At 66.3% G+C, this 25905-nt stretch carries 21 protein-coding genes; 11 read left to right on the top strand and 10 right to left on the bottom strand.

Annotated elements, in window-relative coordinates:
* Positions 1–10: 10 nt before the first annotated feature.
* The 4 genes from RZA67_RS05475 to prmB form a co-directional block, all read right to left on the bottom strand.
* The gene (locus RZA67_RS05475; RefSeq protein ID WP_317211620.1) at positions 11–1039 is read right to left on the bottom strand and encodes an aspartate-semialdehyde dehydrogenase; all 1029 of its coding nucleotides are present in this window, start codon (positions 1037–1039) and stop codon (positions 11–13) included.
* Positions 1040–1130: 91 nt separating this feature from the next.
* Positions 1131–2171, bottom strand: a complete 1041-nt coding sequence (locus RZA67_RS05470) for a D-glycerate dehydrogenase (protein ID WP_317211619.1) — start codon at positions 2169–2171, stop codon at positions 1131–1133.
* Complete coding sequence (gene aroC / locus RZA67_RS05465; protein ID WP_317211618.1) at positions 2164–3267, bottom strand: chorismate synthase; 1104 nt, start codon at positions 3265–3267, stop codon at positions 2164–2166. The genes RZA67_RS05470 and aroC overlap by 8 nt, the downstream gene beginning before the upstream one ends.
* Positions 3268–3400: 133 nt before the next feature.
* A complete protein-coding gene (gene prmB, locus RZA67_RS05460) occupies positions 3401–4327 on the bottom strand; it encodes a 50S ribosomal protein L3 N(5)-glutamine methyltransferase (RefSeq protein ID WP_317211617.1) in 927 nt (308 codons plus the stop codon).
* A gap of 132 nt (positions 4328–4459) precedes the next feature.
* On the opposite strand from prmB, the gene RZA67_RS05455 reads away from it, so the two are divergent.
* The gene (locus tag RZA67_RS05455; protein WP_317211616.1) at positions 4460–5110 is read left to right on the top strand and encodes an SCO family protein; all 651 of its coding nucleotides are present in this window, start codon (positions 4460–4462) and stop codon (positions 5108–5110) included.
* Positions 5107–5958 (top strand): archaetidylserine decarboxylase, encoded by an 852-nt coding sequence (gene asd, locus RZA67_RS05450; RefSeq protein WP_317211615.1) that lies wholly within the window; start codon positions 5107–5109, stop codon positions 5956–5958. The genes RZA67_RS05455 and asd overlap by 4 nt, the downstream gene beginning before the upstream one ends.
* Before the next feature lie 135 nt (positions 5959–6093).
* Here asd and RZA67_RS05445 read toward each other — a convergent pair whose 3' ends face one another.
* Positions 6094–6447, bottom strand: coding sequence for a ribonuclease E inhibitor RraB (locus tag RZA67_RS05445; RefSeq protein WP_317211614.1), 354 nt, complete (start codon positions 6445–6447; stop codon positions 6094–6096).
* A gap of 12 nt (positions 6448–6459) precedes the next feature.
* Complete coding sequence (locus RZA67_RS05440) at positions 6460–8049, bottom strand: transglycosylase SLT domain-containing protein (RefSeq protein WP_317211613.1); 1590 nt, start codon at positions 8047–8049, stop codon at positions 6460–6462.
* Between the two features lie 124 nt (positions 8050–8173).
* Here RZA67_RS05440 and RZA67_RS05435 point away from each other — a divergent pair, with 124 nt between their 5' ends.
* Positions 8174–9679, top strand: a complete 1506-nt coding sequence (locus tag RZA67_RS05435) for a helicase HerA-like domain-containing protein (RefSeq protein ID WP_317211612.1) — start codon at positions 8174–8176, stop codon at positions 9677–9679.
* Between the two features lie 91 nt (positions 9680–9770).
* On the top strand, positions 9771–10286 hold the full coding sequence (greB, locus tag RZA67_RS05430; RefSeq protein ID WP_317211611.1) for a transcription elongation factor GreB: 516 nt from the start codon (positions 9771–9773) through the stop codon (positions 10284–10286).
* Positions 10287–10510: 224 nt separating this feature from the next.
* Here the strand turns inward: greB and RZA67_RS05425 are convergent, their stop codons facing one another.
* Positions 10511–11326: a DUF3025 domain-containing protein gene (locus RZA67_RS05425; RefSeq protein WP_317211610.1), complete on the bottom strand. Its 816-nt coding sequence runs from the start codon at positions 11324–11326 to the stop codon at positions 10511–10513.
* Positions 11323–12684 (bottom strand): 30S ribosomal protein S12 methylthiotransferase RimO, encoded by a 1362-nt coding sequence (rimO, locus tag RZA67_RS05420; protein ID WP_317211608.1) that lies wholly within the window; start codon positions 12682–12684, stop codon positions 11323–11325. Before rimO ends, RZA67_RS05425 begins: the two co-directional genes overlap by 4 nt.
* A 201-nt stretch (positions 12685–12885) precedes the next feature.
* Between rimO and RZA67_RS05415 the strand changes: the two genes are divergently transcribed.
* Genes RZA67_RS05415 through RZA67_RS05405 form a run of 3 tightly spaced genes read left to right on the top strand, consistent with a single transcriptional unit; the run spans position 12886 to position 14160 of the window.
* On the top strand, positions 12886–13557 hold the full coding sequence (locus RZA67_RS05415; RefSeq protein ID WP_317211606.1) for a dienelactone hydrolase family protein: 672 nt from the start codon (positions 12886–12888) through the stop codon (positions 13555–13557).
* A complete protein-coding gene (locus RZA67_RS05410) occupies positions 13554–13976 on the top strand; it encodes an HIT family protein (RefSeq protein ID WP_317211605.1) in 423 nt (140 codons plus the stop codon). The genes RZA67_RS05415 and RZA67_RS05410 overlap by 4 nt, the downstream gene beginning before the upstream one ends.
* A 16-nt stretch (positions 13977–13992) precedes the next feature.
* Positions 13993–14160, top strand: a complete 168-nt coding sequence (locus RZA67_RS05405) for a DUF5668 domain-containing protein (RefSeq protein ID WP_317211604.1) — start codon at positions 13993–13995, stop codon at positions 14158–14160.
* 115 nt (positions 14161–14275) lie between these two features.
* Here RZA67_RS05405 and dcd read toward each other — a convergent pair whose 3' ends face one another.
* Both dcd and apbC read right to left on the bottom strand, forming a co-directional pair.
* Complete coding sequence (gene dcd / locus RZA67_RS05400) at positions 14276–14842, bottom strand: dCTP deaminase (RefSeq protein ID WP_317211603.1); 567 nt, start codon at positions 14840–14842, stop codon at positions 14276–14278.
* Positions 14843–14908: 66 nt separating this feature from the next.
* Positions 14909–15763: an iron-sulfur cluster carrier protein ApbC gene (apbC, locus tag RZA67_RS05395; protein ID WP_317211602.1), complete on the bottom strand. Its 855-nt coding sequence runs from the start codon at positions 15761–15763 to the stop codon at positions 14909–14911.
* Positions 15764–16186: 423 nt separating this feature from the next.
* Between apbC and RZA67_RS05390 the strand changes: the two genes are divergently transcribed.
* The 4 genes from RZA67_RS05390 to RZA67_RS05375 all read left to right on the top strand — a co-directional run bounded on the left by RZA67_RS05390 (position 16187) and on the right by RZA67_RS05375 (position 25846).
* On the top strand, positions 16187–19135 hold the full coding sequence (locus RZA67_RS05390; RefSeq protein ID WP_317211601.1) for a TonB-dependent receptor: 2949 nt from the start codon (positions 16187–16189) through the stop codon (positions 19133–19135).
* 74 nt (positions 19136–19209) lie between these two features.
* The gene (locus RZA67_RS05385; RefSeq protein WP_317211600.1) at positions 19210–21255 is read left to right on the top strand and encodes a prolyl oligopeptidase family serine peptidase; all 2046 of its coding nucleotides are present in this window, start codon (positions 19210–19212) and stop codon (positions 21253–21255) included.
* A gap of 197 nt (positions 21256–21452) precedes the next feature.
* Entirely contained in the window at positions 21453–23555 is a 2103-nt protein-coding gene (locus tag RZA67_RS05380; RefSeq protein WP_317211599.1) for a M13-type metalloendopeptidase, read from the top strand.
* A gap of 281 nt (positions 23556–23836) precedes the next feature.
* Complete coding sequence (locus RZA67_RS05375) at positions 23837–25846, top strand: M13 family metallopeptidase (protein ID WP_317211598.1); 2010 nt, start codon at positions 23837–23839, stop codon at positions 25844–25846.
* The last annotated feature ends 59 nt before the right edge of the window (positions 25847–25905 follow it).

Below are 25905 nucleotides of genomic sequence, written 5' to 3'. Positions count from 1 at the left end.
CCTGCAGCGCTCATGCAGACTGCGCGGCGACCAGCTCGGCCAGCTGCACGGCGTTGAGTGCGGCACCCTTGCGGATGTTGTCCGAGACGATCCACAGGTTCAGCCCGCGCGGGTGCGAGATGTCTTCACGGATGCGGCCCACATACACCGCATCGGTGCCCGAGGCATGGGTGACCGGGGTCGGATAGCCACCGGCCTCGCGGCGGTCGACCACCTCCACGCCAGGCGACTGCGCCAGCAGCTCGCGTGCCGCTTCGGCACTGACCTTCTCGCGCGTCTCGATGGCCACGGCCTCGGAATGGCCGTAGAACACCGGCACGCGCACGGCGGTCGGATTGACCTGGATGCTGTCGTCGCCAAGGATCTTGCGCGTTTCCCAGACCAGCTTCATTTCCTCCTTGGTGAATCCGTTGTCGAGGAAATCGTCGATGTGCGGAATCAGGTTGAAGGCGATCTGCACAGGGAAGCGCTGCGGGTCGATGTCCTGGAAGCTCAGCAGCTGGCCGGTCTGCTTGCCCAGCTCTTCCAGGGCCGACCTGCCGCCACCGGACACGGACTGGTAGGTGGCCACGTTGATGCGCTCGATGCCGTAACGACGGTGCAGCGGCGCCAGCGCGACCAGCATCTGCATGGTCGAGCAGTTCGGATTGGCAATGATGCCGCGCGGCCGGTTGGCCACCTGTTCCGGGTTGACCTCGGCCACCACCAGCGGCACGTCGTCGTCGTAGCGGAACGCCGACGAGTTGTCGATCACCACCGCACCGGCAGCGGCGAACTTCGGCCCGTATTCCTTGGACACGCTGCCGCCAGCCGAGAACAGGGCGATGTCCACACCGCTGGGATCGAACTGTGCCAGGTCCTGCACGCTGACCTTTTCACCGTTGTATTCCAGCTCGCCGCCGGCCGAGCGCTCGGACGCCAGCAGGCTCAAGGTACCGACCGGAAAACCGCGCTCGGCCAGGATGGACAGCATGGTCTCGCCGACCGCGCCGGTAGCGCCGACGACGGCGACATGGAAGGAACGTGGTGCATTGCTCATGGGGGTAACTCTCGATAAGGGGATGAAGAACTCGGTCACGCATGGCGGCTGGGTTCGGGGAACCTCCTCGGGCGCACGCGCGGGAGGTTCCCTATCGTTTTTTGTCGTTGCCAGCAGCGCGCGCCACGCGTGCGGCCAGCGCCGCTTCGGCGTTGATCGGGCTCGGCATGGAGGCGGCACTGCCCTGCTGACCAAGGCCGGCCAGCAGATTATCGACCGCCAGCTGCACCATCGCCCTGCGCGTGGCAAGCGAGGCGCTGCCGATGTGCGGGGTCAGCACCACGTTGCGCAGCGCCAGCAGCTCCGGCCGCACCTGCGGCTCGCCCTCGTAGACGTCCAGTGCGGCAGCGGCCAACCGGCCACGGCCCAGCGCATCGGCCAGGGCCAACTCGTCGACGATGCCACCGCGGGCGATGTTGACCAGCGTCGCGGTCGGCTTCATCTTCGCCAGCGCCGCTGCATCGATGATGTGGTGCGAGGCCGGGGTGTAAGGCAGCACCAGCACCAGATGATCACTGCGGGCCAGCAGCGTATCGAAGTCCACGTACTGCGCCCCGAGCTCGGCTTCGGTGCTGGCCGGCAGCGGCGACCGGTTGTGGTACAGGACCTTCATGCCAAAACCCAGCGCGCCCCGGCGGGCGATGCCCTGGCCGATGCGGCCCATGCCGAGAATGCCCAGCGTGCTGCCATGCAGGTCCGCCCCGAGCATGGTCTGGAACGACCACTGGCTCCAGTTGCCTTCGCGCAGCCAGCGCTCGGATTCGGTGATCCGGCGGGCGGCGGCCATCAGCAGGGCAAAGCCAAGATCGGCGGTGGTTTCGGTCAGCACGTCAGGCGTATTGCTGGCCAGGATGCCGGCCGCACTGAGCGCGGCCACGTCCAGGTTGTTGTAGCCCACGCCGACATTGGCGATCACCTGCAGCCGCGATGCGTCCGCCAGCTGCGCCGCACCAATGCGCTCGTTGAGGGTGACGATCGCGGCGTCCACATCGGCCAGCTGCGCGGCCAGCTGCTGCGGCGTCCAGACGGTGACCTCGGTGGTCTCACGCAGATCCACACGAGCGCGCAGCGGCGCGATGACGTCCTCGATCAGCGGCTGGCTGACCCAGACGGTCGGGCGTGGCTCAGCCATCGGCCTGCCCCGGAATGCGCGGGGTGATGGTGCCGACGTCACCACACTGGGCACGGTGGCGCAGCGCCTGGTCCATCAGCACCAGCGCCACCATCGCCTCGGCGATCGGCGTTGCACGGATGCCGACGCAGGGATCATGGCGTCCCGTGGTCACCACCTCGATCACCTTGCCCTCGGTGTCCAGCGAGGTACCGGGCAGGCGCAGGCTGGAGGTGGGCTTGAGCACGATCGAGGCGGTGACCGGCTGCCCGGTGGAGATGCCACCGAGGATGCCGCCGGCATGGTTGCTGGTAAACCCCTGCGGAGTCAGCAGGTCGCGGTGTTCAGTACCCTTCTGCGCGGCGCTGGCAAAACCGTCGCCGATTTCCACGCCCTTGACCGCGTTGATGCTCATCAAGGCGGCGGCCAGTTCGCCATCGAGCTTGCCGTAGATCGGCTCCCCCCAGCCAGGCGGCACATTGTCGGCCACCACATCCACACGCGCACCGACCGAGTCACCGGACTTGCGCAGTGCATCCATGTACGTTTCCAGCTCCGGCACCTGCGGCGCGTGCGGCCAGAAAAACGGATTGTCCTCGACCGCGCTCCAGTCGAAGCCGGCCGGAGTGATGCTGCCGAGCTGGGAGAGATGGCCGCGCACGGTCACCCCGAAACGCTCGGCAAGCCACTTCTTGGCGACCACGCCGGCAGCCACGCGCATCGTGGTCTCGCGCGCTGAAGAGCGCCCGCCGCCGCGCGGATCGCGGATACCGTACTTGTGCCAGTAGCTGTAGTCGGCATGGCCCGGGCGGAACTGCTGGCCGATGCTGGCGTAATCCCTGCTGCGCTGGTCGGTGTTGCGGATCAGCAGCGCGATCGGCGTGCCGGTGGTCAGGCCCTCGTAGACCCCCGACAGTATTTCCACCTGGTCCTCTTCGCGGCGCGCAGACGTATGCCGGCTGCGGCCGGTGGCGCGACGCTGCAGGTCGTGTTCGAACTCGGCTGCCTCCAGCGCCAGCCCGGGCGGGCAGCCGTCGATCACGCAGCCGATGGCCGGCCCGTGCGATTCGCCAAAGGTAGTGACCGAAAACAGCTTGCCGAAGGTGTTACTGGACATGGAAAACCGGGGCAGTGATGGGAGCAGAGCAGGCAGCTGGCGGCAGGTGCCGCAGAAGCCGCGTGGTGACCAGCAGCGGCATCATGGCAGCCGGACCAGCGCGACCCGGCGCCGCGGCGATGCCTTGGCCGAACTATCGGGCATTGGCCAGTTCGGTGATGCGGGCGGCGTGCCTGACCAGCTCGCTGCAGCGCACGCCGAAAATGCCCATCTGACCGACCTTGAACTCGATCCACTCAAAATCCACTTCCGGCAGCAGTCTGTACAGGTGCTGCTCGGAGTCACCCACTTCGCAGATCAGCAGGCCATCGTCGCTCAGGTGCTTCGGCGCATCGCGCATGATCTTCAGCACCAGGTCCAGGCCATCATGACCAGCGCGCAGCGCCATGTCCGGCTCGTGCGCGTACTCACGCGGCAGCGCGTCGGTCTCGTCGTTGGTCACATACGGCGGATTGGTGACGATCAGCTCATAACGGCGCCCCTCAAGCCCGTTGAACAGGTCGGACTTGAGCAGGGTCACGTTGTGCGCCAGCAGGCGCTCCTTGTTTTCCTCGGCCAGCGACAGCGCGTCGTCGCTCAGGTCCACACCGTCCACCTCCCAGTTCGGGAAGTAATGCCCCATCGCGATGGCGATGCAGCCCGAGCCGGTGCACATGTCCAGCGCGCGGTGCACCTCCACCTCGCCCAGCCACGGCTGGAAGCCGCATTCGATCAGCTCGGCGATCGGCGAGCGCGGCACCAGGGCACGCGCGTCGCTTTTGAAGCTCAGACCGGCAAACCAGGCCTCGCCGGTGAGGTAGGCGGCCGGCACGCGCTCATCGATACGGCGCTGGAACAGGTTCAGCACCTGCAGCTTTTCCTCGTGCAGCACGCGCGCCTGGCCATAGGCCGGGCCGAGGTCATGCGGCAGGTGCAGGGTGTGCAGCACCAGCTGGGTTGCTTCGTCCAGTGCGTTGTCGTAGCTGTGCCCGAAGGTAAGACCAGCAGCATTGAAACGGCTGGTGCCGTAGCGGATCAGGTCGATGATCGTATGGAGTTCGGCGGCCGTTTCGGCGGTCATGGCGGTGTGCGGGGTAGATTGGCCCACGATTATAGGCGTTGGCGCCGCCAGCGGCATCCGTTGCAGGGGAAACGACCGCCGCACACCCGTTATGATGGCCGCACCTTCCCTTGGCCCACGGCGCAGGTTCCCATGTTCAATCGCAACGCCGGCATCATTCTGCTGATCGCCCTGGCTGCCGGCCTGGGCCTGCTGCTGGCGCAGAAGGTCTTCGCCCCCAAACCGCCTGCAGGCCAGCCGGTCACCGAGAGCATCACCTTCTACCCGCAGCCGCGCGCCCTGCCCGAGTTCAACCTCGCCCAGTCCGACGGCACCCGGCTGGTGCCGGGTGAACTCAACGGGCACTGGACCCTGGTGTTCCTCGGTTTCACCTTCTGCCCGGATGTGTGCCCCACCACGCTGGCCGAGCTGGCCGGTGCGCAGAAGCAGTGGGAGGCACTGCCCGAGACGCTGCGCCCACGCGTGCTGTTCATCTCGGTGGATCCCGAACGCGACAGCAGCACCCGCCTGGGCGAATACGTGCATGCCTTCCACAAGGACACGCTGGCCGCTACCGGCGATGTGCCCTCGCTGGAGCGCTTCGCCACCGGCCTGGGCTTTGTGTTCCAGAAGATCCCCGGCAAGGATTTCGCGCAGAATCCGGAGGACTACAGCGTTGAGCACTCCGCCAACCTGGCCGTGCTCGACCCCCAGGGCCGGCTTGCCGGCGTGATCCGCCCCCCCTTCAATGCGCAGGCCATTGCCCGCGACCTGCAGATGCTGACCGAGAAATCCGCCCCATGAGCCTGACCACCACTCTGACCTACGCGTTGCCGCACCGCCTGCTGTCCTCGATGGCGCGCAGCCTGGCGTACTCGGATAATCCACGTGTTGCCGCCTGGCTGATCGACACGGTGACCGCCCGCTTCGGGGTCAACCTGGAGGAGGCTGCCAATCCGGATCCGCGCAGCTACGCTACGTTCAATCAGTTCTTCACCCGCGCGCTGAAGCCCGGCGCGCGCGTGGCCGACGCCGACCCGCGCACCCTGGTGATGCCGGCCGACGGCCGCATCAGCCAGCTCGGCCCGATCCAGGCCGGCCGCATCTTCCAGGCCAAGGGCCAGTCGTTCACCGCCGCTGAGCTGCTGGGCAGCCACGAGGATGCCAAATCGTTCAATGATGGTCTGTTTGCGACGGTGTATCTCTCGCCCAAGGACTACCACCGGGTGCACATGCCCTGGACCGGCACCCTGCGCGAGACCGTGCATGTGCCCGGACGCCTTTTCAGCGTCGGCCCAGCCGCTGTCAGCGGTGTCCCGCGCCTGTTTGCCCGCAACGAACGGCTGGTGTGCCACTTCGATACCGACTTCGGCCCGATGGTGAGCGTGATGGTCGGCGCCCTGCTGGTGTCCGGCGTGGAAACGGTCTGGGGCGGCGAGGAGATTCCGGCCTACGGCGACACCATCACCCGCAAGGATTACCGCGGCAAGGGCATCAGGCTGGAGCGCTTCGCCGAGATGGCGCGCTTCAACTACGGCTCCACCGTGATCATCCTGCTGCCGCCCGGTGTTGCCGAGTTCGCCGCCCATCTTGGCGCCGAGCATCCGGTCCAGCTCGGCCAGGCGCTGGCCAGGCTGCGCCAGGCACCCTGAGCAACAGCGTGACGACCAACGGTGCGCCGATCATCCTGACCGGCGCCCTTCGGGCCGGCGCAGGCGCCGTCAGCAACGGCCCTGCCGTTGCTTGCGTCACCTACCATGTAGTGCCGGGCTCTGCCCGGCAACGGTTCAATGGCGGGTGGCAGGCTCCAGGATCGGCCCCACATCCATCCCGTCGTAATCCTCGACCCCCATCTCCACCGCCAGCGCCTCCAGCGCCAGGTTGCGCTGCCCCAGCGCTGCTTCGTCGAGTACCTCGATCTTCTCCACATGCAGCACGTGGAAGGCCTCTCCTTCATCGGGCTCCTGCATGTACAGGTTCACGAACCGATAGCCCTCGCTCTCCAGCCGCGCCTGCAGCCCGCGCAGCGGTGCCTCGGCGGCATCGGTGAAAAAGAACCCCCACACCAGCGGCCCCTGCAGGTCCCAATCGGTGTTTTCGCGGATGTTGGCGAACATCGCCTGGATGTCTTCAGGTGTCATCGCAGTGCTCCGTCAACGCCCGCAGCCCTGCAGCTTGAGCACCTGGCCCTGCCGCAGCGCATAAGCCGGTGCGCGCAGGCCGTTGGCTCGTGCCAGCGCCGGCACCTGGCACTGGTAACGCGCAGCGATGGCGCCCAGCGTGTCGCCGCGGCCCACGGTATGGGTGCGCGGCGCAGCCGGCGTTGGCGCAGCGACCGGCGCGGCCGGTGCAGCCATCGCCGGCGCGACGGGCGTGCCACTGGCCAGCGGCACCACGCCCCCCACCGCCACGTTGCCGGTATAGGTGGCCGCACTCGGCCGTACGATGGCCGCATTGAGGTCGGCGGTGATCAAGGTCCGCGCCAGGTCTGCGCGCGGACCACTGATGCAGTAACGGCTGTACAGGCCGGCCATGCGCGTGGTCGCGTTGATCAGCGTGCCGGCCGGAATCCAGCCGTCGGCTTCATAGCGCGGATTGAGATTGCGCAGCGCCCGCATGTAGCCATCGCGTGTTCCCGCGCTGCCCATGCAGATGGTCAGCTCGTAGATGGTGGTCGAGCGCGCCAGCCGGATCGTGGTCGGCTGCGCGTGGACCTTCGGAAACTCCACGCCGTACTGCTGCGGGTGCAGGAAGATCCATGCCGCCGCAATGACCATCGGCACGTAGTCCTTGGTCTCGGCGGGGAACTGGTTGTAGACCCGGTCAACCCAGAAGCTCTGCCCGGGGTTTTCGCGGAACACACGCAGCGCGCGCCCTTCGCCCCCGTTGTAGCCGGCCAGCGACAGCTCGACGTTGTCGTTGAGCTGGCGCATGCGCTCGTTGATGTAGGTGGCGCTGGCCTCGGCCGCGCTGCGCGCATCGAAGCGGGTATCAAAGCCGGTGCCGTCCGGGCCCAGCCCGAAGCGGCGGCCGGTGGCCGGCATGAACTGCATCAACCCGGCCGCACCGGCGCGCGACGAGGCATGCACGCGCCCATTGGATTCCTTGGCCATGATGCCGAACAGCAGTGCTTCGGGCAGACCACGGCGCTCCCACTCCGGCCACATCACCGCGCGCAGATTCTGGTAGTTCTCGTAGCTGGTCAGCAGCGCCGGGCGCATGTCGGTCAGCCAGCGGCGGATGCCGGCCTGCACCGCCGGGTTGTATTCGACCATGTTGTCGAAGGCGTGCCGCTTGTCATTGAGCAGCGCGGCGGCACGTGCGGCCTCGGGTACGTCAGCGGCCAGCGGACCCACGTGATCCGGGTCGGCTTCCAGCGGTGTGCCAGCGTCCTCGGCGGCGTTTTCGTCAACGGTATCGCTCTGCTCCTTGAGCAGGCGCTTGTAGCTGGCCAGCAGCGTGTTCATCTGGCAGCCCTTCTGCGCCACGCACGCGTTGAGCACATCCTCCATGTCCTCCAGTGCTGCATCGGACTCGGCCGTGCCCTTGGGGTCGGCGTTGGCCAACAGCACGCGCGCGTCGTTGTAACGCTTTTCCGCAGCATCCATGCGCTGCTGCAGGGCCTCGGCCCGGGCCTTGTCACGCGCGGAGACACGCTGGGCGTGGGCATCGGGAACCAGGGCCATCGCCCCGGCCAGGGCAAGAGCCGGCCAGAAACGGACGAACGGGACAGGAGCGGGCATTTTTGGCACTGTGGTGCGGAACAGACCGGCAGAGTAGCGGTGCCGCCAAGGCCACGGCAACCCGCGCACCGCAATCGCTGCAGCGGCGTTAACATGCATCGCATTCATTAACCCTGGGGCGCTCATGGATCCGATCCTGCTCGGCAAAGGCATCACCGACGACATCGCGGTAACCCTGCTGCCACGACTGGGCAACCGGCATGGCCTGGTGGCCGGCGCGACCGGCACCGGCAAGACCGTGACCTTGATGACGCTGGCTGAAGGCTTCTCGCGTATCGGGGTGCCCGTGTTCCTGGCCGACGTGAAGGGCGACGTTTCCGGCCTGGCCGCGCCAGCCAACGGCAGCGATGCGCTGCTGCAACGTGCCGCCCAGATCGGCGTTGCCGACTACGCTGCCGCAGCCAGCCCGACCGTGTTCTGGGACCTGTACGGCAAGCTTGGCCATCCGGTACGCACCACCGTCAGCGAGATGGGCCCCACCCTGCTCTCGCGCATCCTGGAGCTGAGCGACACCCAGGCCGGCGTACTGGACATCGTGTTCAAGCTGGCTGACGACCGCGGCCTGCTGCTGCTGGACATGGACGATCTGCGCGCGCTGCTCGGACTGGTGGCCGAAGAGCGCAAGGACATTTCCACCGAGTACGGGCTGGTCAGCGCGCAGTCGGTGGCCGCGATCCAGCGTGCCCTGCTGCGGCTGTCGCAGGACGGCGGCGAGCAGTTCTTCGGCGAACCGGCGCTGGAACTGGCCGACCTCATGCGGGTCAACCACGATGGCCGCGGCGTCATCGGCATCCTGGCCGCCGACCAGCTGGTACTCAAGCCACGGCTGTACTCCACCTTCCTGCTGTGGCTGCTCTCCGAGCTGTTTGAAACCCTGCCCGAAGTGGGTGATCTGGAAAAACCCAGGCTGGTCTTCATCTTCGACGAGGCCCATCTGCTGTTCAACGATGCTCCGGCCGCACTCGTGCAGCGCATCGAGCAGGTGGTGCGGCTGATCCGCTCCAAGGGCGTCGGCGTGTATTTCTGTTCCCAGTTCCCCGACGACGTGCCGGCCAACATCCTGGGCCAACTGGGCAACCGCGTGCAGCACGCGCTGCGCGCGTTCACCCCGCGCGACCAGAAAGCGGTGAAGATCGCCGCCGAGACCTTCGTGCCCAACCCCAAGCTGGACGTCGCCGGTGTATTGGCCCAGCTCGGCACCGGCGAGGCACTGGTGTCCACACTGCAGGACAAGGGGATCCCGATGCCGGTGCAGCAGACCCTGATTGCCCCGCCCCGCTGCCGCATGGGTCCGTTGACCGACAGCGAACGCAGCCAGGTGCGCGCCGCAAGCCCGGTCGGCAGCCGTTACGACACGGCGATCAACCGCGAATCGGCCGCCGAACTGCTGGCCCAGCGTGCACAGAAGAGCGCGCAGGCGGCCGAGGCGCCCAAGGCTCGCAGTCGCGAACAGGATGATGCCCAGCAAGGTGGTTTCGGGCAAAGCATCAAGGATGCGATCTTTGGCACACGCCGCCGGCAGGGCATGATTGAAACCATGGCCAAGCAGACCACCCGCACCGTTGGCACGAAACTGGGCAACCAGATCGTGCGTGGCATTCTGGGCGGCCTGTTCGGCGGCAAGCGCTGAGCGCGGCCGGTCGGCGCGTGGAGCGCGGCCCGGCCACCGTGCTCAACGTTCAGTGCCACCTGTACCCTCCGCATTCTGGATCACCTGGACCATGTCACGTTGGCGCCCACCTGCAGAAAAAAGCACCGCCTTGATCACCGCCGCCGGCCACGCCCGGCTCAAAGCCGAACTGGACGAGCTGTGGCGGCTGCGTCGGCCCGAGGTGGTCAAAGCCTTGGCGGCTGCGGCGGCCGAGGGTGACCGCTCGGAAAACGCCGAGTACACCTATCGCAAGAAGCAACTGGGTGAGATCGACCGTCGCGTGCGCTACCTGAGCAAGCGGCTGGAAGCGCTGCGCGTGGTGGACGGTCAACCGGCGGACCCGCAGGCCGTGTTCTTCGGTGCCTGCATCGAGCTGGAGAACGTGGAGACTGGCCAGATCAGCTGCTACCGCATTGTCGGGCCGGATGAAACCGACGCCGGCAAAGGCTGGATCAGCATCGACTCACCGTTGGCGCGCGCCCTGCTGAAAAAGCGCGTTGATGACGAGGTGAGCGTGGAACTGCCCGCCGGGCCGCACACCTACGCCATCATCGATGTGGCATACACCACCGCGCCGCCCACGTAGAGACGGGCTCTGCCCGGCTGCTCTTCGGCCAGACCGCGACGACCCGGCCGCGCCTGCGCGCGGTGAGCCGACCATGGGTCGGCTCTACCGCTGGTCGGCAACGATATCGGGTAGAGCCGACCCCACGGTCGGCGGCTCTTCGGCCAGACCGCGGTGGAGCCGCGCTGCGCGCTCGCCGGGCAGAGCCCGGCGCTACCGGGAATCGAGCACCATCGGCGGCTTGCCTACAACGGCGGCGGATAGCAGCGGCCCTCGCGCAGGGGCCGGTAATAGCGCTCATCGTCCATGGGCACGGCTGTGGCTGCATCGCTCCAGCCGGGTATGCCCAGCAGCGGCAGCGGGCGCAGCTGCAGCGGATCGCTCAGAACCGCCCCTGCGTTGATCGCCGTAGCGACCTGCCCCAGCACATCGGCGCCCTTGCCACCCCGTACCACCAGACACTTGCCGACCAGTCGATGCCCGGGAACCAGGGCCTGTTCCATCAGCGCATGGCCGAACACTGCGGCAACGGACACCGCGCCGTCCTGCCATCCGCCCTCATCGAACACGGTGCGCCACGCGTGCTGATCCCATGCGGCCAGGATTCGTTCGTCCTGCACGCATACCACCACCCCACTTTCATCAAACTGCGTCAGCGCGGCCTGCGCACGGTTGCGCGCGCCTTTCCCATGCGTGTCGATGTGCAGGCACTGGCGCGTATTGAGCGCACGCTTGATATGGGGGTAACGGGCCCAGACAAGGGCATTGAACAGGTCGTGCCAGTTCCGGGCGCGGGTCGCCAGGCGCCCGGCGGCAATGCGCTGCTCGTAGTGCAGGCCGTCGGCCAGCAGCGCCGCATCCTGCTCCACCAGCCGCAATGCAGGAAGCTGCAGGCGTGCATCCAGTGCGGCCACGTCCAGCCAGCACGGGCCGTGCAGCAGGTCCTCGAAGCCGGCCAGGCCGGCAAACAGCGGATGCGCGAACACGCGCGCATCCACAGCGTCACGCAGCGGCGCCACGAAGCGGCGATGCGCGCCGCCCGACACTGCCGCCGCGGTCACAGCACCTTGAGATCGAACGCCGGACGACCAGCAGGCGGCAGCGCGTCGCCAAACAGATCGTGCTCGTCGCTGTCGGTGATCTCCACATCGACGAACTCACCGACACGCAGCTTGACCTGGTCGGCGTTCTGGATGTGCACCAGCCCGTCGATTTCCGGCGCGTCGGCCTTGGAACGCGCGACAGCGATATCGCCCTCGATGGCATCGACCAGGCACTGCTGCACACTGCCGATGCGCATTTCCAGGCGCGCGGCCGAGATCTGCGCCTGCTTTTCCATGAAACGGGCCAGGCGCTCCTGCTTGACCTCCTCCGGCACCGGGTCCGGCAGCGCGTTGGCGGTGGCCCCTTCCACCGGCGAATAGGCAAATGCGCCCACGCGGTCCAGCTGCGCCTCGTCCAGGAACGCGAGCAGCTCCTCGAACTCGGCCTCGGTCTCGCCGGGGAAGCCGACGATGAAGGTTGAACGCAGGGTGATCTCCGGCGCGATGCGGCGCCAGTTGTGCACACGCTCCAGGGTTTTTTCGACCGCGCCCGGGCGCTTCATCAGGCGCAGGATACGCGGGCTGGCGTGCTGGAACGGGATGTCCAGGTACGGCAGGATGCGGTTCTCGGCCATCAGCGGCACCACATCGTCCACGTGCGGATACGGGTAGACGTAGTGCATGCGCACCCACGCGTCGAGCTCGGACAGCCCCTCGCACAGCGACTTCATGCGGGTCTGGTAGGCCTTGTCGCGCCACATCCGCTCGGCGTACTTGACGTCCACGCCGTAGGCCGAGGTGTCCTGCGAGACCACCAGCAGTTCCTTGACGCCACCGCGCACCAGCCGCTCGGCTTCGCGCAGCACTTCATCGACCGGGCGCGAGGCCAGCTTGCCGCGCATCGAGGGGATGATGCAGAAGCTGCAGGCATGATTGCAGCCCTCGGATATCTTCAGGTACGCGTAGTGACGGGGGGTCAGCTTCACGCCGTAGTCGGGCACCAGGTCCACGAACGGGTTATGCCGCGGCGGAATCGCCGCGTGCACTGCCTCCATCACGCTCTGGTAGTCCTGCGGGCCGGAGACGGCCAGCACGTCCGGGTACGCCTCACGGATCTGCTCCGGGCGCTTGCCCAGGCATCCGGTCACGATCACCTTGCCGTTTTCGTTCATTGCTTCGCCGATGGCATCCAGCGACTCGGTCACTGCCGAGTCGATGAAGCCACAGGTATTGACCACGACCACATCGGCCGCGTCGTAGGTGGGCACGATGTCGTAACCCTCGACCCGCAACTGGGTGAGGATGCGTTCGGAATCGACCAGGGCCTTGGGGCAGCCAAGGCTGACGAAGCCGACTTTGGGGTTCAGCTGGGACATGGAATAGCGGGACTCTGGGGGCCTGGGCCACTGCCGGCAGGGCAGCGGAACCTGGGGGCCGGGGCCGGAAAGGGCGCCAGTATACCGGGCTTGGCGCCCCGGCCCTGAACTGCCGGGGGCATGCCCGCTGCGCAGACATGGCGCTAACCCGCCCACACCGGATAATCCATACCCTCCCCTTTCCAGCGCAGGACCACCGCAATGACTCAATGGATCACCCTGGACACCCATTACGGCCCGGCACGGGCCTGGCATGTGCAGCCGGAAGGCAAACCACGCGGCGGGCTGGTGATCATCCAGGAGATTTTCGGCGTCAACCCGCATATGCGGCGTGTCGCAGAAGGCTTTGCTCAGCAGGGCTACGAAGTGCTGGCGCCTTCTTTCTTCGACCTGATCGACGGCACCGACGCCGACACCGACGCGCTGGCCTACGACCAGGACGGCGTGCAGCAGGGCCTGGCCAAGGTCAACGAGCTGGGCGAGGAACGCGCGCTGGCCCTGGTACGGGCAGCAGCCACGCGGCTGGCGCCTGCCGGCAAGGTGGGCACGGTGGGGTACTGCTGGGGCGGCTCGATCGCCCTGCTCTCGGCGCTGCGGCTGGGCCTGCCCTCGGCCAGCTACTACGGTGCGCGCAACGTCAAGTTCCTCGATGAAGCACCCAAGGCGCCGGTCATCTTCCACTTCGGTGATCGCGACAGCAGCATTCCGCCCGAGGCCATCGCCGCCCATCGAGAAAAACTGCCGCAGATGGCAGTGCATGTCTACCCGGCCGACCACGGCTTCAACCGTGACGTCGGACACGCGTATGATCCAGACAGCGCCGCACTGGCGCTGGACCGCACCCTGGACTTCTTCAAGGAGCATCTTGGATGAGCGATTTCGAACTGGACTCCCGCCTGGCCCACGACAGCGTGCTGATCGTCGACGGTCCACTGTCACAGATCCGGCTGATGAACGATGAGCGCTTTCCTTGGCTGGTGCTGGTGCCGCGCGTGGCCGGCATCACCGAATGGATCGAGCTCGATGGCGAGCAGCAGGACAAGCTGCGCACCGAGCTCAACCGCGCGTCCAAGGCGCTCAAGGGCACCGATGGCGTGGAGAAGATCAACATCGGGGCGCTGGGCAACGTGGTGCCGCAGCTGCACTTCCATGTGGTCGGCCGCCACGCCGGCGACCCGGCCTGGCCGGGTCCGGTCTGGGGCAGCGGCCAGGCGCATCGCCACAGCGATGAGGTGCTGGCCGAACGTGTCGGGTACTGGAAGGAACGTTTAGGATACCCGTCCCTGAGCTGAGTCACGACCGAACCCGATGCGCTCCAATCTCGTTGCCGCCGTCATCCTGATCCTGCTGGGCCTGTTCCTGCTGGCCAGCAATCTGGGCTGGACCAATGTCAGCCTGGGCCGGCTGATCATCACCTGGTGGCCGGCCGCACTGGTGGCCGTGGGCATCGGCATGCTGTTCGGGCGAGGCAAGTAAGACGCGCAGCGCGCCCGGTCGGCAGGTGACGACCGTTGACCTGCACCGGTAGGTGACGACCTACGGTCGTCACCTACCGGCGCACTGACGGGCATGGCCCGTCACTACCGCCGGGTCAGGTGCGCGGCAGGGTGACGCCGGTCTGGCCCTGGTATTTGCCACCGCGGTCGCGGTAGGAGGTCTCGCAGACTTCGTCGGACTGGAAGAACAGCATCTGCGCGACGCCTTCGTTGGCGTAGATGCGTGCCGGCAGCGGCGTGGTGTTGCTGAACTCCAGGGTCACATGCCCTTCCCACTCCGGCTCCAGCGGGGTCACGTTGACGATGATGCCGCAGCGCGCGTAGGTGCTCTTGCCCAGGCAGACCACCAGCGTGTCACGCGGAATGCGGAAGTACTCCACGGTGCGCGCCAAGGCGAAGCTGTTGGGCGGAATGATGCACTCGTCGCCGACGATGTCGACAAAGCTGCCACTGTCGAAATGCTTCGGATCGACAATGGTGGAGTTGATGTTGGTGAACACCTTGAACTCGCGCGAGCAGCGCACGTCGTACCCATAGCTGGAGGTGCCATAGCTGACGATGCGCTCGCCGTTGGCATGCTTGACCTGGCCAGCCTCGAACGGCTCGATCATGCCGTGCTGTTCGGCCATCTGACGGATCCAACGGTCACTCTTGATGCTCATGCTTGGTCCTGGGGACGAGGGGGCCGCGGAAGTCTAGCAGGGCCGGCGCGGTGCACGCGCCGCCGCTTACAGCAACGAAGACAGGATCGGGATCGCCGCACGCGGTCGCTGCGCCAGTTCCTCGAGCAGGCGCGTGGCAGCGCCACGGTAGGCCAGTGCCGGCGTCGAATCGGGCTGCGCGGCGGTGATCGGCGTGCCGCTGTCGCCCTGCTCGCGGATATCGATCTGCAGCGGCAGCGAGCCCAGCAGCGGCACACCGTACTGCGCGGCCATGCGCTGCCCGCCGCCCTCGCCGAACAGGTGCTCGACGTGGCCGCAGCTGCTGCAGGTGTGCACCGCCATGTTCTCGACCACGCCCAGCACCGGCACATCGACCTTGCCGAACATCTGCAGCGCCTTGCGCGCATCCAGGGTGGCGATGTCCTGCGGCGTGGTCACGATCAGCGCGCCGGCCAGCGGGATCTTCTGCACCAGGGTCAGCTGGATGTCGCCGGTGCCCGGCGGCAGATCGATCAGCAGCACGTCCAGGTCGTCCCACAACGTGTCCTCGAACAGCTGGGTCAGCGCTGCGGTCGCGCGCGGCGCACGCATGATCACCGGCGTGTCCTCATCGACCAGATAGCCGATGGACATGGTGTCCACCCCGAAGGCGCGCATTGGCTCGATCGACTTGTTGTCCGGGCTTTCCGGTCGACCAGACAGGCCCAGCATGGCCGGTACGCTCGGGCCGTGGATGTCGGCGTCCAGCACGCCCACACGCATGCCGAGCTGCTGGAGTGCGACCGCCAGGTTGACCGACGTCGTGCTTTTGCCGACGCCGCCCTTGCCCGAGGCCACCGCCACCACGTTGCGGATGCGCGGGTGCAGGCCGAGGCCGTTCTGCGCCTTGCTGGCATGGGGGCGACGCGCGGGGTTGTTCACTGCAGGCTCCGGTAACGGGGGGTGGACATGACCGCACATGATAGCAGTGGCCTCCCCCTGCTCCGCCCGCGCACGCACCTGATCCGTCCAGGCAGAGCGACAATCCGCGCAAAAGTTAGTTGCCAATGAAACCTGAATGCAGATGGAACTGCGCCGAGATTTTGACTGCGCATGGTGACGGCTATGGCACGTCCGCGCACATCCTTTGATTTCAAGAGCTTAAGCACTTTGCCCAGTCCTTACGGGGACTTTTCCTAATCAGTCATTGTGACGAGCAAATGAACGCTTGACAGGTGAAGTTAAGCCTGTGTTAACGTCGAGGCCATCGGTGATGTGATGCCGATCACGACAGGGGCAACACCCCAACACATGGAGCGGCTCAACGGCCGCATTCAGTACCAGATTCATTAGGGGATTCACGAAATGACCAATCGCAAGCCGCTCAGCCGTAACCCGCTGAGCCTGGCGCTGACCAGCGCACTGCTGTTCTCCGCCGCCCTCCCGGCCTTCGCCCAGGACGCCAGCGCTACGGAAGACACCGCCCAGGCCAAGGCCAAGGCCACCGACCTGAGCACCGTCACCGTTACCGGTTCGCGCATTGGTCGCGACGTGTTCAACTCGGTGTCGCCGGTCCAGGTGATCACCCGTGAGGAAACCACCCTGGCCGGCTTCCAGTCGACTGCGGGCATCCTGCAGGGCACGGCGGTCACCGCCGGTGCCGCACAGATCAACAACGCCTACGGCGGCTACGTCACCAACGGCGGTCCGGGCGCCAATACCGTCGGCCTGCGTGGCCTCGGCCCGACCCGTACCCTGGTGCTGATGAACGGTCGTCGCATCGCCCCGGCCGGTGCCCGCGGTTCGGTCGGCGCAGCTGACCTGAACGTGCTGCCGAACGTCATCGTTGACCGCATCGAAGTGCTGAAGGACGGCGCCTCGTCGGTCTACGGCTCCGACGCCGTGGCCGGCGTGATCAATCTGATCACCCGCAACAAGATCGACGGTGTCGAGCTTGAAGCCCGCCACACCGCCACCGACGGCGGCGGCGGCGAAGAGCGCCGCTATTCGATCGTCTTCGGTCAGACCGGCGACCGCGGTCACTTCTCCGGTTCGTACGAGTACTACAACCGTGACGAGCTGACCCTCGGCGACCGCGACTGGTCCAGCTGCAACACCGACTACCGTCGTCGCGCTGGCGGGGCAGGCAACTGGGGTGACGCTGACTTCGTCGATCCGCTGACCGGCAAGCCGAAGTGCTACCCGATCACCGGTACCGGTTCCAACGGTGTGACCATCAACACCATCGGCACAAACCTGCTGCCCGGCATCCCCGCCGCAGGTGCCAACGGCACCACCTTCGACCGCTGGCGTCCGAACTCCTCGGTCAGCACCGGTCTGGTCGGTTTTGAAGGCGTGGGCCGGCTCTCGCAGCTTAACAACAACATCCGCGATACCTTCGATCCGCGTACGCTGAACCGCTCGATGATCTCCGGTGCCGAGACCCACACCCTGTTCCTGCAGGGCGGCCTCGACCTCAATGCCATGGGCAACGCCGAAGCCTACTTCGAGTTCCTCGGCAGCCGCCGTGAGTCGGAGCAGACCGGCTACCGCCAGCTGTCGCTGGACTACCTGCGCGGCAGCCCGCTGATCCCGGCCAACCTGCAGTCCTCCAACTTCGGCGGCGGCGTCGGCGTACGTGCCTTCATCGGTTACGGCAACGACAAGAGCAGCCAGACCGTTGACTTCTTCAAGGGAACCGCAGGTGTTCGTGGCGAGCTGGGCGCGAACTGGAACTACGACGCGTTCATCAGCCACTCGCGTTCGGATGCTGACTACACCATGCAGTCGTTCCTGACCGACCGCCTGAGCCAGAGCCTGCGCGTGGTCTCCGACGGTGCCGGCGGCTTCCGCTGCACCGACCCGAGCAACGGCTGCGTGGCCGCTCCGGCCCTGACCAGTGCGGTCATCGCCGGCCAGCTGCCCCAGGCCTGGAAGGACTTCGTGTTCGTGCCGGTGGTCGGTAACACGCTGTTCACCGAAACCACCGCCAACTTCACCGTTGACGGCCCGCTGTTCTCGCTGCCGTACGGCGATGTGCGCGGCGCCTTCGGTGCCGAATGGCGTCGTGCCAAGATCGATGACACCCCGTCGATCCACTCGATCAACAACAACCTGTACAACCTGACTTCGTCCACCCCGACCCGCGGTACCGATGCGGTGCGCGAAGTGTTCGGCGAAATCGAAGTGCCGGTGCTGTCGGGTGTGGTCGGTGCGGAAGAGCTGACCCTGAACGCCTCGGCCCGCTGGACCGACTACAACTCGTACGGCTCGGATGAGACCTACAAGCTGGGCGGTCTGTGGACCCCGGTGCAGGGCGTGTCGCTGCGTGTTTCCTACGGCACCTCCTACCGCGCGCCGCAGCTGTTCGAACAGTTCCTGGGTGCCACCAGTGGCTTCCTGAGCAACCAGAACGACCCCTGCAACAACTGGGGCAACGATCCGGGCACCCCGCTGGCTACCAACTGTGCTGCTGAGGGTTTGTCGCCTGACTACTATGCCACCCAGTCGGTTTCAGTGATCAACGGCGGTGGCGCTGCCGCTGGCCTGAAGGCGGAAACCTCGAAGAACTTCACTGCCGGCATCGTCCTGCAGCCGGAGATGCCGGGCTGGTTCGGTGACCTGTCCTTCGCTGCCGATTACTTCTCCATTGAAGTGGAAAACGGTGTGTCGCGCGCCGGTGGTGCCAACATCCTGGACCTCTGCTACAACAGCCCGTCGTTCCGTGCCGGCGGTGGCTTCTGCCGCCTGGTGGATGCACGCAACCCGGTCAACAACCAGCTGACCGTGTATGACAGCTACGTCAACCTGGCCATCGACAAGGTTCGCGGGTATGACTTCACCGTTCGTTACACCCGCGACATCGGCCCGGGTACCCTGCGCGCGAACGCCCAGGTCACCCACTTCACCGAACAGTCGAGCAAGCTGTTCTCCGATGACCCGCTGGTTGACTACAACGGCAACCTGAACACCCCCGAGTACTCCGGTACCCTGGATGTGACCTACAGCTGGAACAAGTGGCGCTTCCGTTACGGCCTGGAGTGGGTCGATGCGATGCAGAGCTACGACTACTACGGCCTGGACCCGGCCACCTCGGTGTACAAGTTCCACGTGCCGAGCTACTTCACCCACGCGCTGTCGACCGAATACTCGGCTGACAAGTGGACGGTGACTGCCGGCGTGCGCAACCTGCGCAACGAAACCCCGCCGATGATCTCGTCGGGTGCTTACAACCGCGTCGGCAATGCCCCGCTGTACAGTGGCTATGACTACGTCGGTCGCACCTACTTCATGAACGTGGGTTACAAGTTCTGATAGTGCGCTGAAGCCGCCGCCCTTACGGGCGGCGGCTTTTTTATGCCCGCTCTGCAACATCAAAGGACTCCACGATGCACAAGGCACCTGTCTTCAGCGCTCTCGCACTCGCTCTCACGCTGGTCGCCCCGGCCCCCGCGCCGGCCGCTCCCACCGTACCGACCATCGAGCAGCTGGCAGCTTTTCCGCAGATATCCAGCCTCTCGGTTTCGCCCGATGGCAAGCACATCGCCGGCCTGCAGGCCAATGGCGAAGAGCGTGTCATCCTGGTCTGGAACACCGACGCGCTGGACAAGGCCCCGACCGTGATCGGCGCGGGCCGCATGAAGTTCCAGAGCGTGAGCTTCATCAAGAACGGCCTGCTGGCCGTCACCCTGTGGCAGCCGTTCGACCTGCGCACGGACCGGGTCACCAAGACGTTTGTCAGCAAGTTCTTCATCACTGACATTGAAGGCAAGCAGTGGAAGGAACCGATCACCCCGCCGCGCGCCACCAGCCAGTCGCAGGAACTGGAACAGGCGCTGGCCAATTCGACCGTGCTGGACGCCCTGCCCAATGACCCCGACCACATCCTGGTCATCAACGGCGCTGGTGCCAATGCCGGTGACGTGTACCGGGTCAACGTGCGCACCTTCTCCACCCAGCGCATCCAGAAAACCGAAGAGCGCGTGGCCGGCTACATCACCGACCTCAACAGCGAGCTGCGCGCGCGCCTGCGCCAGGACGTGGATGGGACCGGCGCCTACATCGCCACGGAGTTCCGCAATCCGTCCACCAATGCGTGGGAGGAGCACTTCCGCTCCTACGTCAAGGACCGCGACATCAACCAGGTGGTCGGCTTTGCCGACGATTCCAACATCGCCTTCATTCAAAGCAACGTCGGCCGCGACAAGAGTGTGATCTTCGAGTACGACATCGCCGCGCGCCAGCAGAAGGAAGTGCTCTACGAGCACAAGTTCTTCAATGCCGACCAGGTGGTGCTCAACCGCTACCGCAATGTGGAAGGCGTGCCCTACGGTGCGGTGCTCGGCATCGGTTACGCCGGCCCGCGCGGCAACGAAATCGAATGGACCGACCCGACGTTCAAGGGGCTGGAACAGGGCGTGCGTCAGGCACTTGGCATCCAGGCCAGCCCGCTGAAACTGGTCGATCCGGCCAACGGGCAGAGCGCCACGATCGAGTACGACAACGGCCGTGCGATGCGCGTGGTGGACTACAGCGCCGACCTCAAGACCTTCATCCTGGTCACCTCCGGGCCGGCCAACCCGCCGGAGTATCATCTGCTGCACAACGGGCAGCTGACCCTGCTGGCCAAGACCTACCCGCAGCTCGACCCGGCCGCGCTGGGTGATACCCGGCTGGTCTACTACAAGGCCCGCGACGGTCTGGACATTCCGGCCTTCCTGACCACGCCCAATACCGAACTCTGCGGTGCCGGACCCTGGAAAGCCGTGGTGCATCCGCATGGGGGTCCCTGGGCGCGCGACGGCATGGACTTCGATGGCTCCATGTGGGTACCGATGATGGCCTCGCGCTGCATGGCCGTACTGCGTCCGCAGTTCCGCGGATCGGCGGACTGGAGCCGCCGTCTGTGGATGGCCGGCGATGCCCAATGGGGTCAGAAGATGCAGGACGACAAGGACGATGGCGCCAGGTGGATGATCGAGCAGAAGATCGCCCAGCCCGGCCACATCGCCATGTTCGGCTACTCCTACGGCGGCTACTCGGCCTTCGCCGCGTCGGTGCGCCCCAATGGGCTGTACAAGTGCGCCATCGCCGGTGCCGGCGTGTCGGACATCAAGCGGATCTGGTCGCGCTTCTACACCAACCCGTTCTTCCGGCAGGCACAGGCACCGACCGTGGCCGGCCTCAACCCGCTGGACAAGGCCGGTGAGATCCAGATCCCGCTGATGGTCTACCACGGCGACCGCGACCGCACGGTGCCGATCGAGCAGTCCGAATGGTTCGTGGCCAAGGCCAGGTCGTCCGGCCAGCCGGTGGAGTACCACGCCATCGCCGATTACGCGCATGGTCCGGCGTGGACGCGCGCGATCATGGGTGACCAGCTGCGCATCATCGATGACTACCTGACCAAGGGCTGCGGCGGCGGCGGCCTGTAGGTCCCTCGCCCTGCAGGGAAGGCCCCTCCGGGGCCTTCCCTGTTCAGCCCGGCCCGCCTTGCCGAGGCTGGCGGCCGCTCGCCCCTTGCGCCCCCGCATGACCTTCGACACCCTTGCAGGTCGGCCGGGCGGCGTATCGTTCGGCCACGGCCCCTGCATGGGACCTTCATAGACAGCACGGCCCGGAGGCCAACCCAGTGACTCGTACACCCAAGATCATCGCGCTGACCCTGGCCGTTTCGGCCGCCCTGGTCGGCTGCGGCAAGAACGACGGCCCGGACAAGGAAGGCACCGCCTCGGCGCCGGCGGCCGCAACGGCCACCACCTACACGCTGGACCAGGCCAAGCTGCCGGCCTACAACGCCTTCCAGCCCAGCGACCTGGACAACGCGATCGATGCGTGCACCGCCTTCGGCGACCACGTCAACAGCAAATGGCTGGCCGCCAACGAGATTCCGGGCGACCGCACCAGCTGGGGCGCCTTCACCATTCTCGACGAGCGTTCGGTGGCCGTGCAGCATCAGCTTGCCGAGCAGGTCGCCAAGGTCGAAAAGCCCGACCACATCGAAAAGATCGTCGGCGACCTGTGGGCCACCGGCATGGACGAAGCGAAGATCAACGCCCAGGGCATCGAGCCGCTGAAGGCCGACCTGGCGGCCATTGATGCCCTGCAGGACGGCCCCGCCGTGGCAGCCTATCTGCGCAGCAGCGCGGCCAAGGGCGGCAACGTGCTGTTCGGCTTCGGCGCCGAGGCCGACTTCCAGGATTCGGTCAACAACATCGCCTACGCCAGCCAAGGCGGCCTGGGCCTGCCGGACACCACCTTCTATACCGACCCGACCAAGGCCGACAAGCTGCAGGCCTACCAGGCGCACGTGGCCAAGGTGCTGGAACTGTCCGGCATCGCCGCCGCCGATGCGGCCAAGCAGGCCCAGGACGTGGTCGCGTTCGAGACCCGTCTGGCCAAGGCCTCCAAGTCCAGCGTCGAGCTCTCGCGCGACGTCTCGCTGTACTACCACCCGGTCACCCTGGCAGAAGCCGATGCACTGACCCCGAACTTCAGCTGGACCGAGTTCTTCAAGTCGCAGAACGTGGCCGCCCCGGCCAGGTTCTCGCTGGCCATCCCCAGCTTCCACCAGGAAGTGAGCAAGGCACTGGGTGACACCGACCCGTCGGTCTGGCGCGCCTACCTGCGCTTCCACACCGTCGATGGTGCCTCGCCGTACCTGAGCGATGCCTTCTCGCAGGAAAGCTACGAGTTCTACGGCAAGACCCTCAACGGTCAGAAGGAACAGAAGCCGCGCTGGAAGCGCGTGCTGGGCACGATTGAAAGCGATGCCGGCGAAGCCTTCGGCCAGCTGTACGTGAAGGTGGCCTTCTCGCCCGAAGCCAAGGCCAAGATGGAAGTGCTGGTGCGCAACCTGGCCGACGCGCTGAAGGAACGCATCCAGAACCTGACCTGGATGAGCGATGAGACCAAGGCCAAGGCCATCGCCAAGTGGGAGACCTTCACCCCGAAGATCGGCTACCCCGACAAGTGGCGTGACTGGTCGGGCCTGCAGACCCAGCGCGACAGCTACCTGGGCAACGTGCGCGCGGCGAACGAGTTCAACTACCGCTACAACCTGTCGCAGATCGGCAAGCCGGTGGACAAGACGCAGTGGGGCATGACCCCGCAGACGGTCAACGCCTACTACAACCCGCTGCAGAACGAGATCGTGTTCCCGGCCGCCATCCTGCAGCCGCCGTTCTTCGATCCCAATGCCGACGACGCGCTCAACTACGGCGGCATCGGTGCGGTGATCGGCCATGAAATGACCCATGGCTACGATGACCAGGGCAGCCGCTTCGGACCGACCGGCAACTTCGAGAACTGGTGGACCGAGAGCGACTCGAAGAACTTCGCCGGCCTGACCGGCAAGCTGGTCAAGCAGTTCGACCAGTACACGGTGGACGGCCAGCATGTGAACGGTCACCTGACGCTGGGCGAGAACATCGCCGACCTGGGTGGCCTGGCCACCGCCTACGATGCCCTGCAGAAGGCCAGCGAAGGCAAGGACGATCCAAAGATCGACGGGTTCACCCGCGACCAGCGCTTCTTCTTCAACTGGGCCACCGTGTGGCGTACCAAGTACACCCCGGAAAACGCCAAGGTCCGTCTGGCCACCGACCCGCACGCACCGGCGCAGTTCCGCGCCATGGGCGCGCCGTCGAACCTGCCGACCTTCGCTGCCGCGTTCCAGTGCAAGCCGGGTACGCCGATGGCGCGTACCGGTGATGCACAGGTCGTGATCTGGTAAGCCTGCACAGCGCGCGTTACCTGCAGAGGCCCGGGATTTTCCCGGGCCTTTGTTTTTCCGGGCACGTAGAGCAGCCGAGCAGCGGCGCAGCCATCGCGACCTGGCCGGGTAGAGCCGACCCCACGGTCGGCTCTCGCGCGCAGCGCGGGGGTCATCGCGAGCTGCACGGAGAGCAGCCAATGGCCCCACCCACCCGCCCACCACCTGCGCCATACGACGCTAACAGCACCCTCAAGTTGCTATAGTGCCGCAGCCCTCAATCCCTGCTGGATCTGTATTCCATGCCCACTTTCCGTCCGCTTGCCATCGCCCTGGGCATCAGCCTGCTCACCCTGGCCGCCGCCCCCGACGCCCATGCCGCGAAGAAACGCGCCGCCGCGCGCGCGCCTGCCGTCAGTGCACAGTGCAGCGACTTCTACGACGCCGCCAACGCTGACTGGCTGAAGGCCAATCCGGTGCCGCAGACCGGCGCCACCACCGCGCTGGGGCAGATGGTCGAGCGCAGTCGCCTGCAGCAGCGCGAGCTGCTCGACGCCGCCATGGCCAACCCGCAGGGCAACGTGCAGAAGCTGCTGGGTGATTTCTGGGCCAGCGGTCTGGACGAGGCCGCCGTCGACGCCGATGGCTCCAATCCGATTGCTCCGCTGCTTTCGCGCATTGACGCGATCAAGCGCGCCAAGGATGTGCCGGCTTCGATCGCCGCGCTGCATCAGGTCGGTATTCCGGTCGCCTTCAACTTCGGCCCGGACGTGGACCTGAAGGCACTGGACCGCCACATCGGTTACTTCATGCAGGGTGGCATGGGCCTGCCGGATCCGGCGTTCTACACCCGCACCGATGCCGACACCGTCGCGCTGATGGGCCGCTACCGCGATTACGTCAAGCAGATCCTGACCCTGACCGGCACGCCGGCCAACCGCGTCGATGCCGATGCGCAGGCGGTGATCGCCGTGGAAACCGAGCTGGCCCGCAACGCGCATTCGCTGGCCGGCATCAACAACCCTTTCAACAACTACGCGCCGATCTCCACCCGCGAACTCAACAGCCGCTACCGCAATCTGCAGCTGGATGCCTTCCTGAAGGCGCAGGGTGTCAATGACGATCTGGTGTCGATGTCCGACCCCGCCCTGTTCCAGACCCTGGACGGCATGATCGGCCGCGTCAAGCCGGAGCAGTGGAAGGCATACCTGCGCTGGCGTGTGGGCGATTCGATGGCGCCGTACCTGTCCAAGGCCTACCGCGAAGCCGAGTTCGAGTTCCGCGGCCGCGTGCTGCGTGGCCAGACCCTGCCCGCCCCGCGCTGGGAGCAGGTGCTCGATGCGATCAACGTGGCGGCCGGCCCGATGCTGGGCCGCGAGTACGTGGCACGCCATCTTTCGGCCGAGGACCGCCGTCAGGCAGCCTGGATCATCGACAAGCTGCGCGAAACGCAGATTGACGCGGTCAAGCGCAGCACGTGGTTGAGCGAAGAAGCCCGGACCGAAGCCCAGGCCAAGCTGGCGGCGCTGAAGATCGAGATCGGCGCCCCGCTGCGCGACCTCGATTACACGGTGCAGCCGATGGGCCGCGGCAGCTTCGGCAGCAACATCCTGATCGCCTCGACCTGGCGTCACCGCGAGGAGATGAAGCGCATCGGCAAGGGCAACGCCGACCGTCGCTGGGACGTGCTGCCGCAGCAGCCGTCGGTGGCCTACGATCTGGCGCAGAACCGGCTCATCGTGACCGCCGCTGCATTGCAGGGTCCCATCTTCAATGCGCAGGCCAATGCCGCCGACAAGTTCGGCAGCTTCGGCGCACTGGTGGGTCATGAGCTCACCCGTGCCATCGATGCCAAGGGTGCGCTGGTCGATGCGCGGGGTGAACTGCGCAGCTGGTGGACCCCGGCCGACAAGACCGCCTGGACCCTGCTGGGCAGCCGCGTGGCCGCCCAGTACGGCGCATATGACTATCCGGCCACCAAGGACACCAAGGTCAACGGCACGCTGACCCAGGAAGAAAACCTGGCCGACATCGCCGGTCTGGAGCTGGCCTGGGAGGCGTACCGCGCTGTCGAGCCGGAGGCCAAGCCGGCCGAGCAGCAGGGCTTCTTCAAGGCATGGGCCAGCCTGTGGCCGCAGCAGGTCGCCCCCAACGCGGCCCTGCAGCGTGCGGCCTCGGACGTGCGTGCACCGGGCAAGTGGCGCACCAACGGTGCGCTGGCCAACCTGCCGGCGTTCTCGGCGGCCTACAGCTGCAAGCCGGGCCAGCCGATGCAGCGCACCGAAGCCGAGCAGATCCGCGTCTGGCGCTGAGCCGGCATGCCGACCCTGATCGGCAACGGCTTTGAAAACGCGGCGTGCCGACCGGAGTC

The organism is Stenotrophomonas sp. C3(2023), from assembly GCF_032911385.1.
GTDB lineage: Bacteria > Pseudomonadota > Gammaproteobacteria > Xanthomonadales > Xanthomonadaceae > Stenotrophomonas.
The sequence above is the reverse complement of the archived record's forward strand: the minus strand, read 5'-3'. Positions and strand labels throughout refer to the sequence as shown.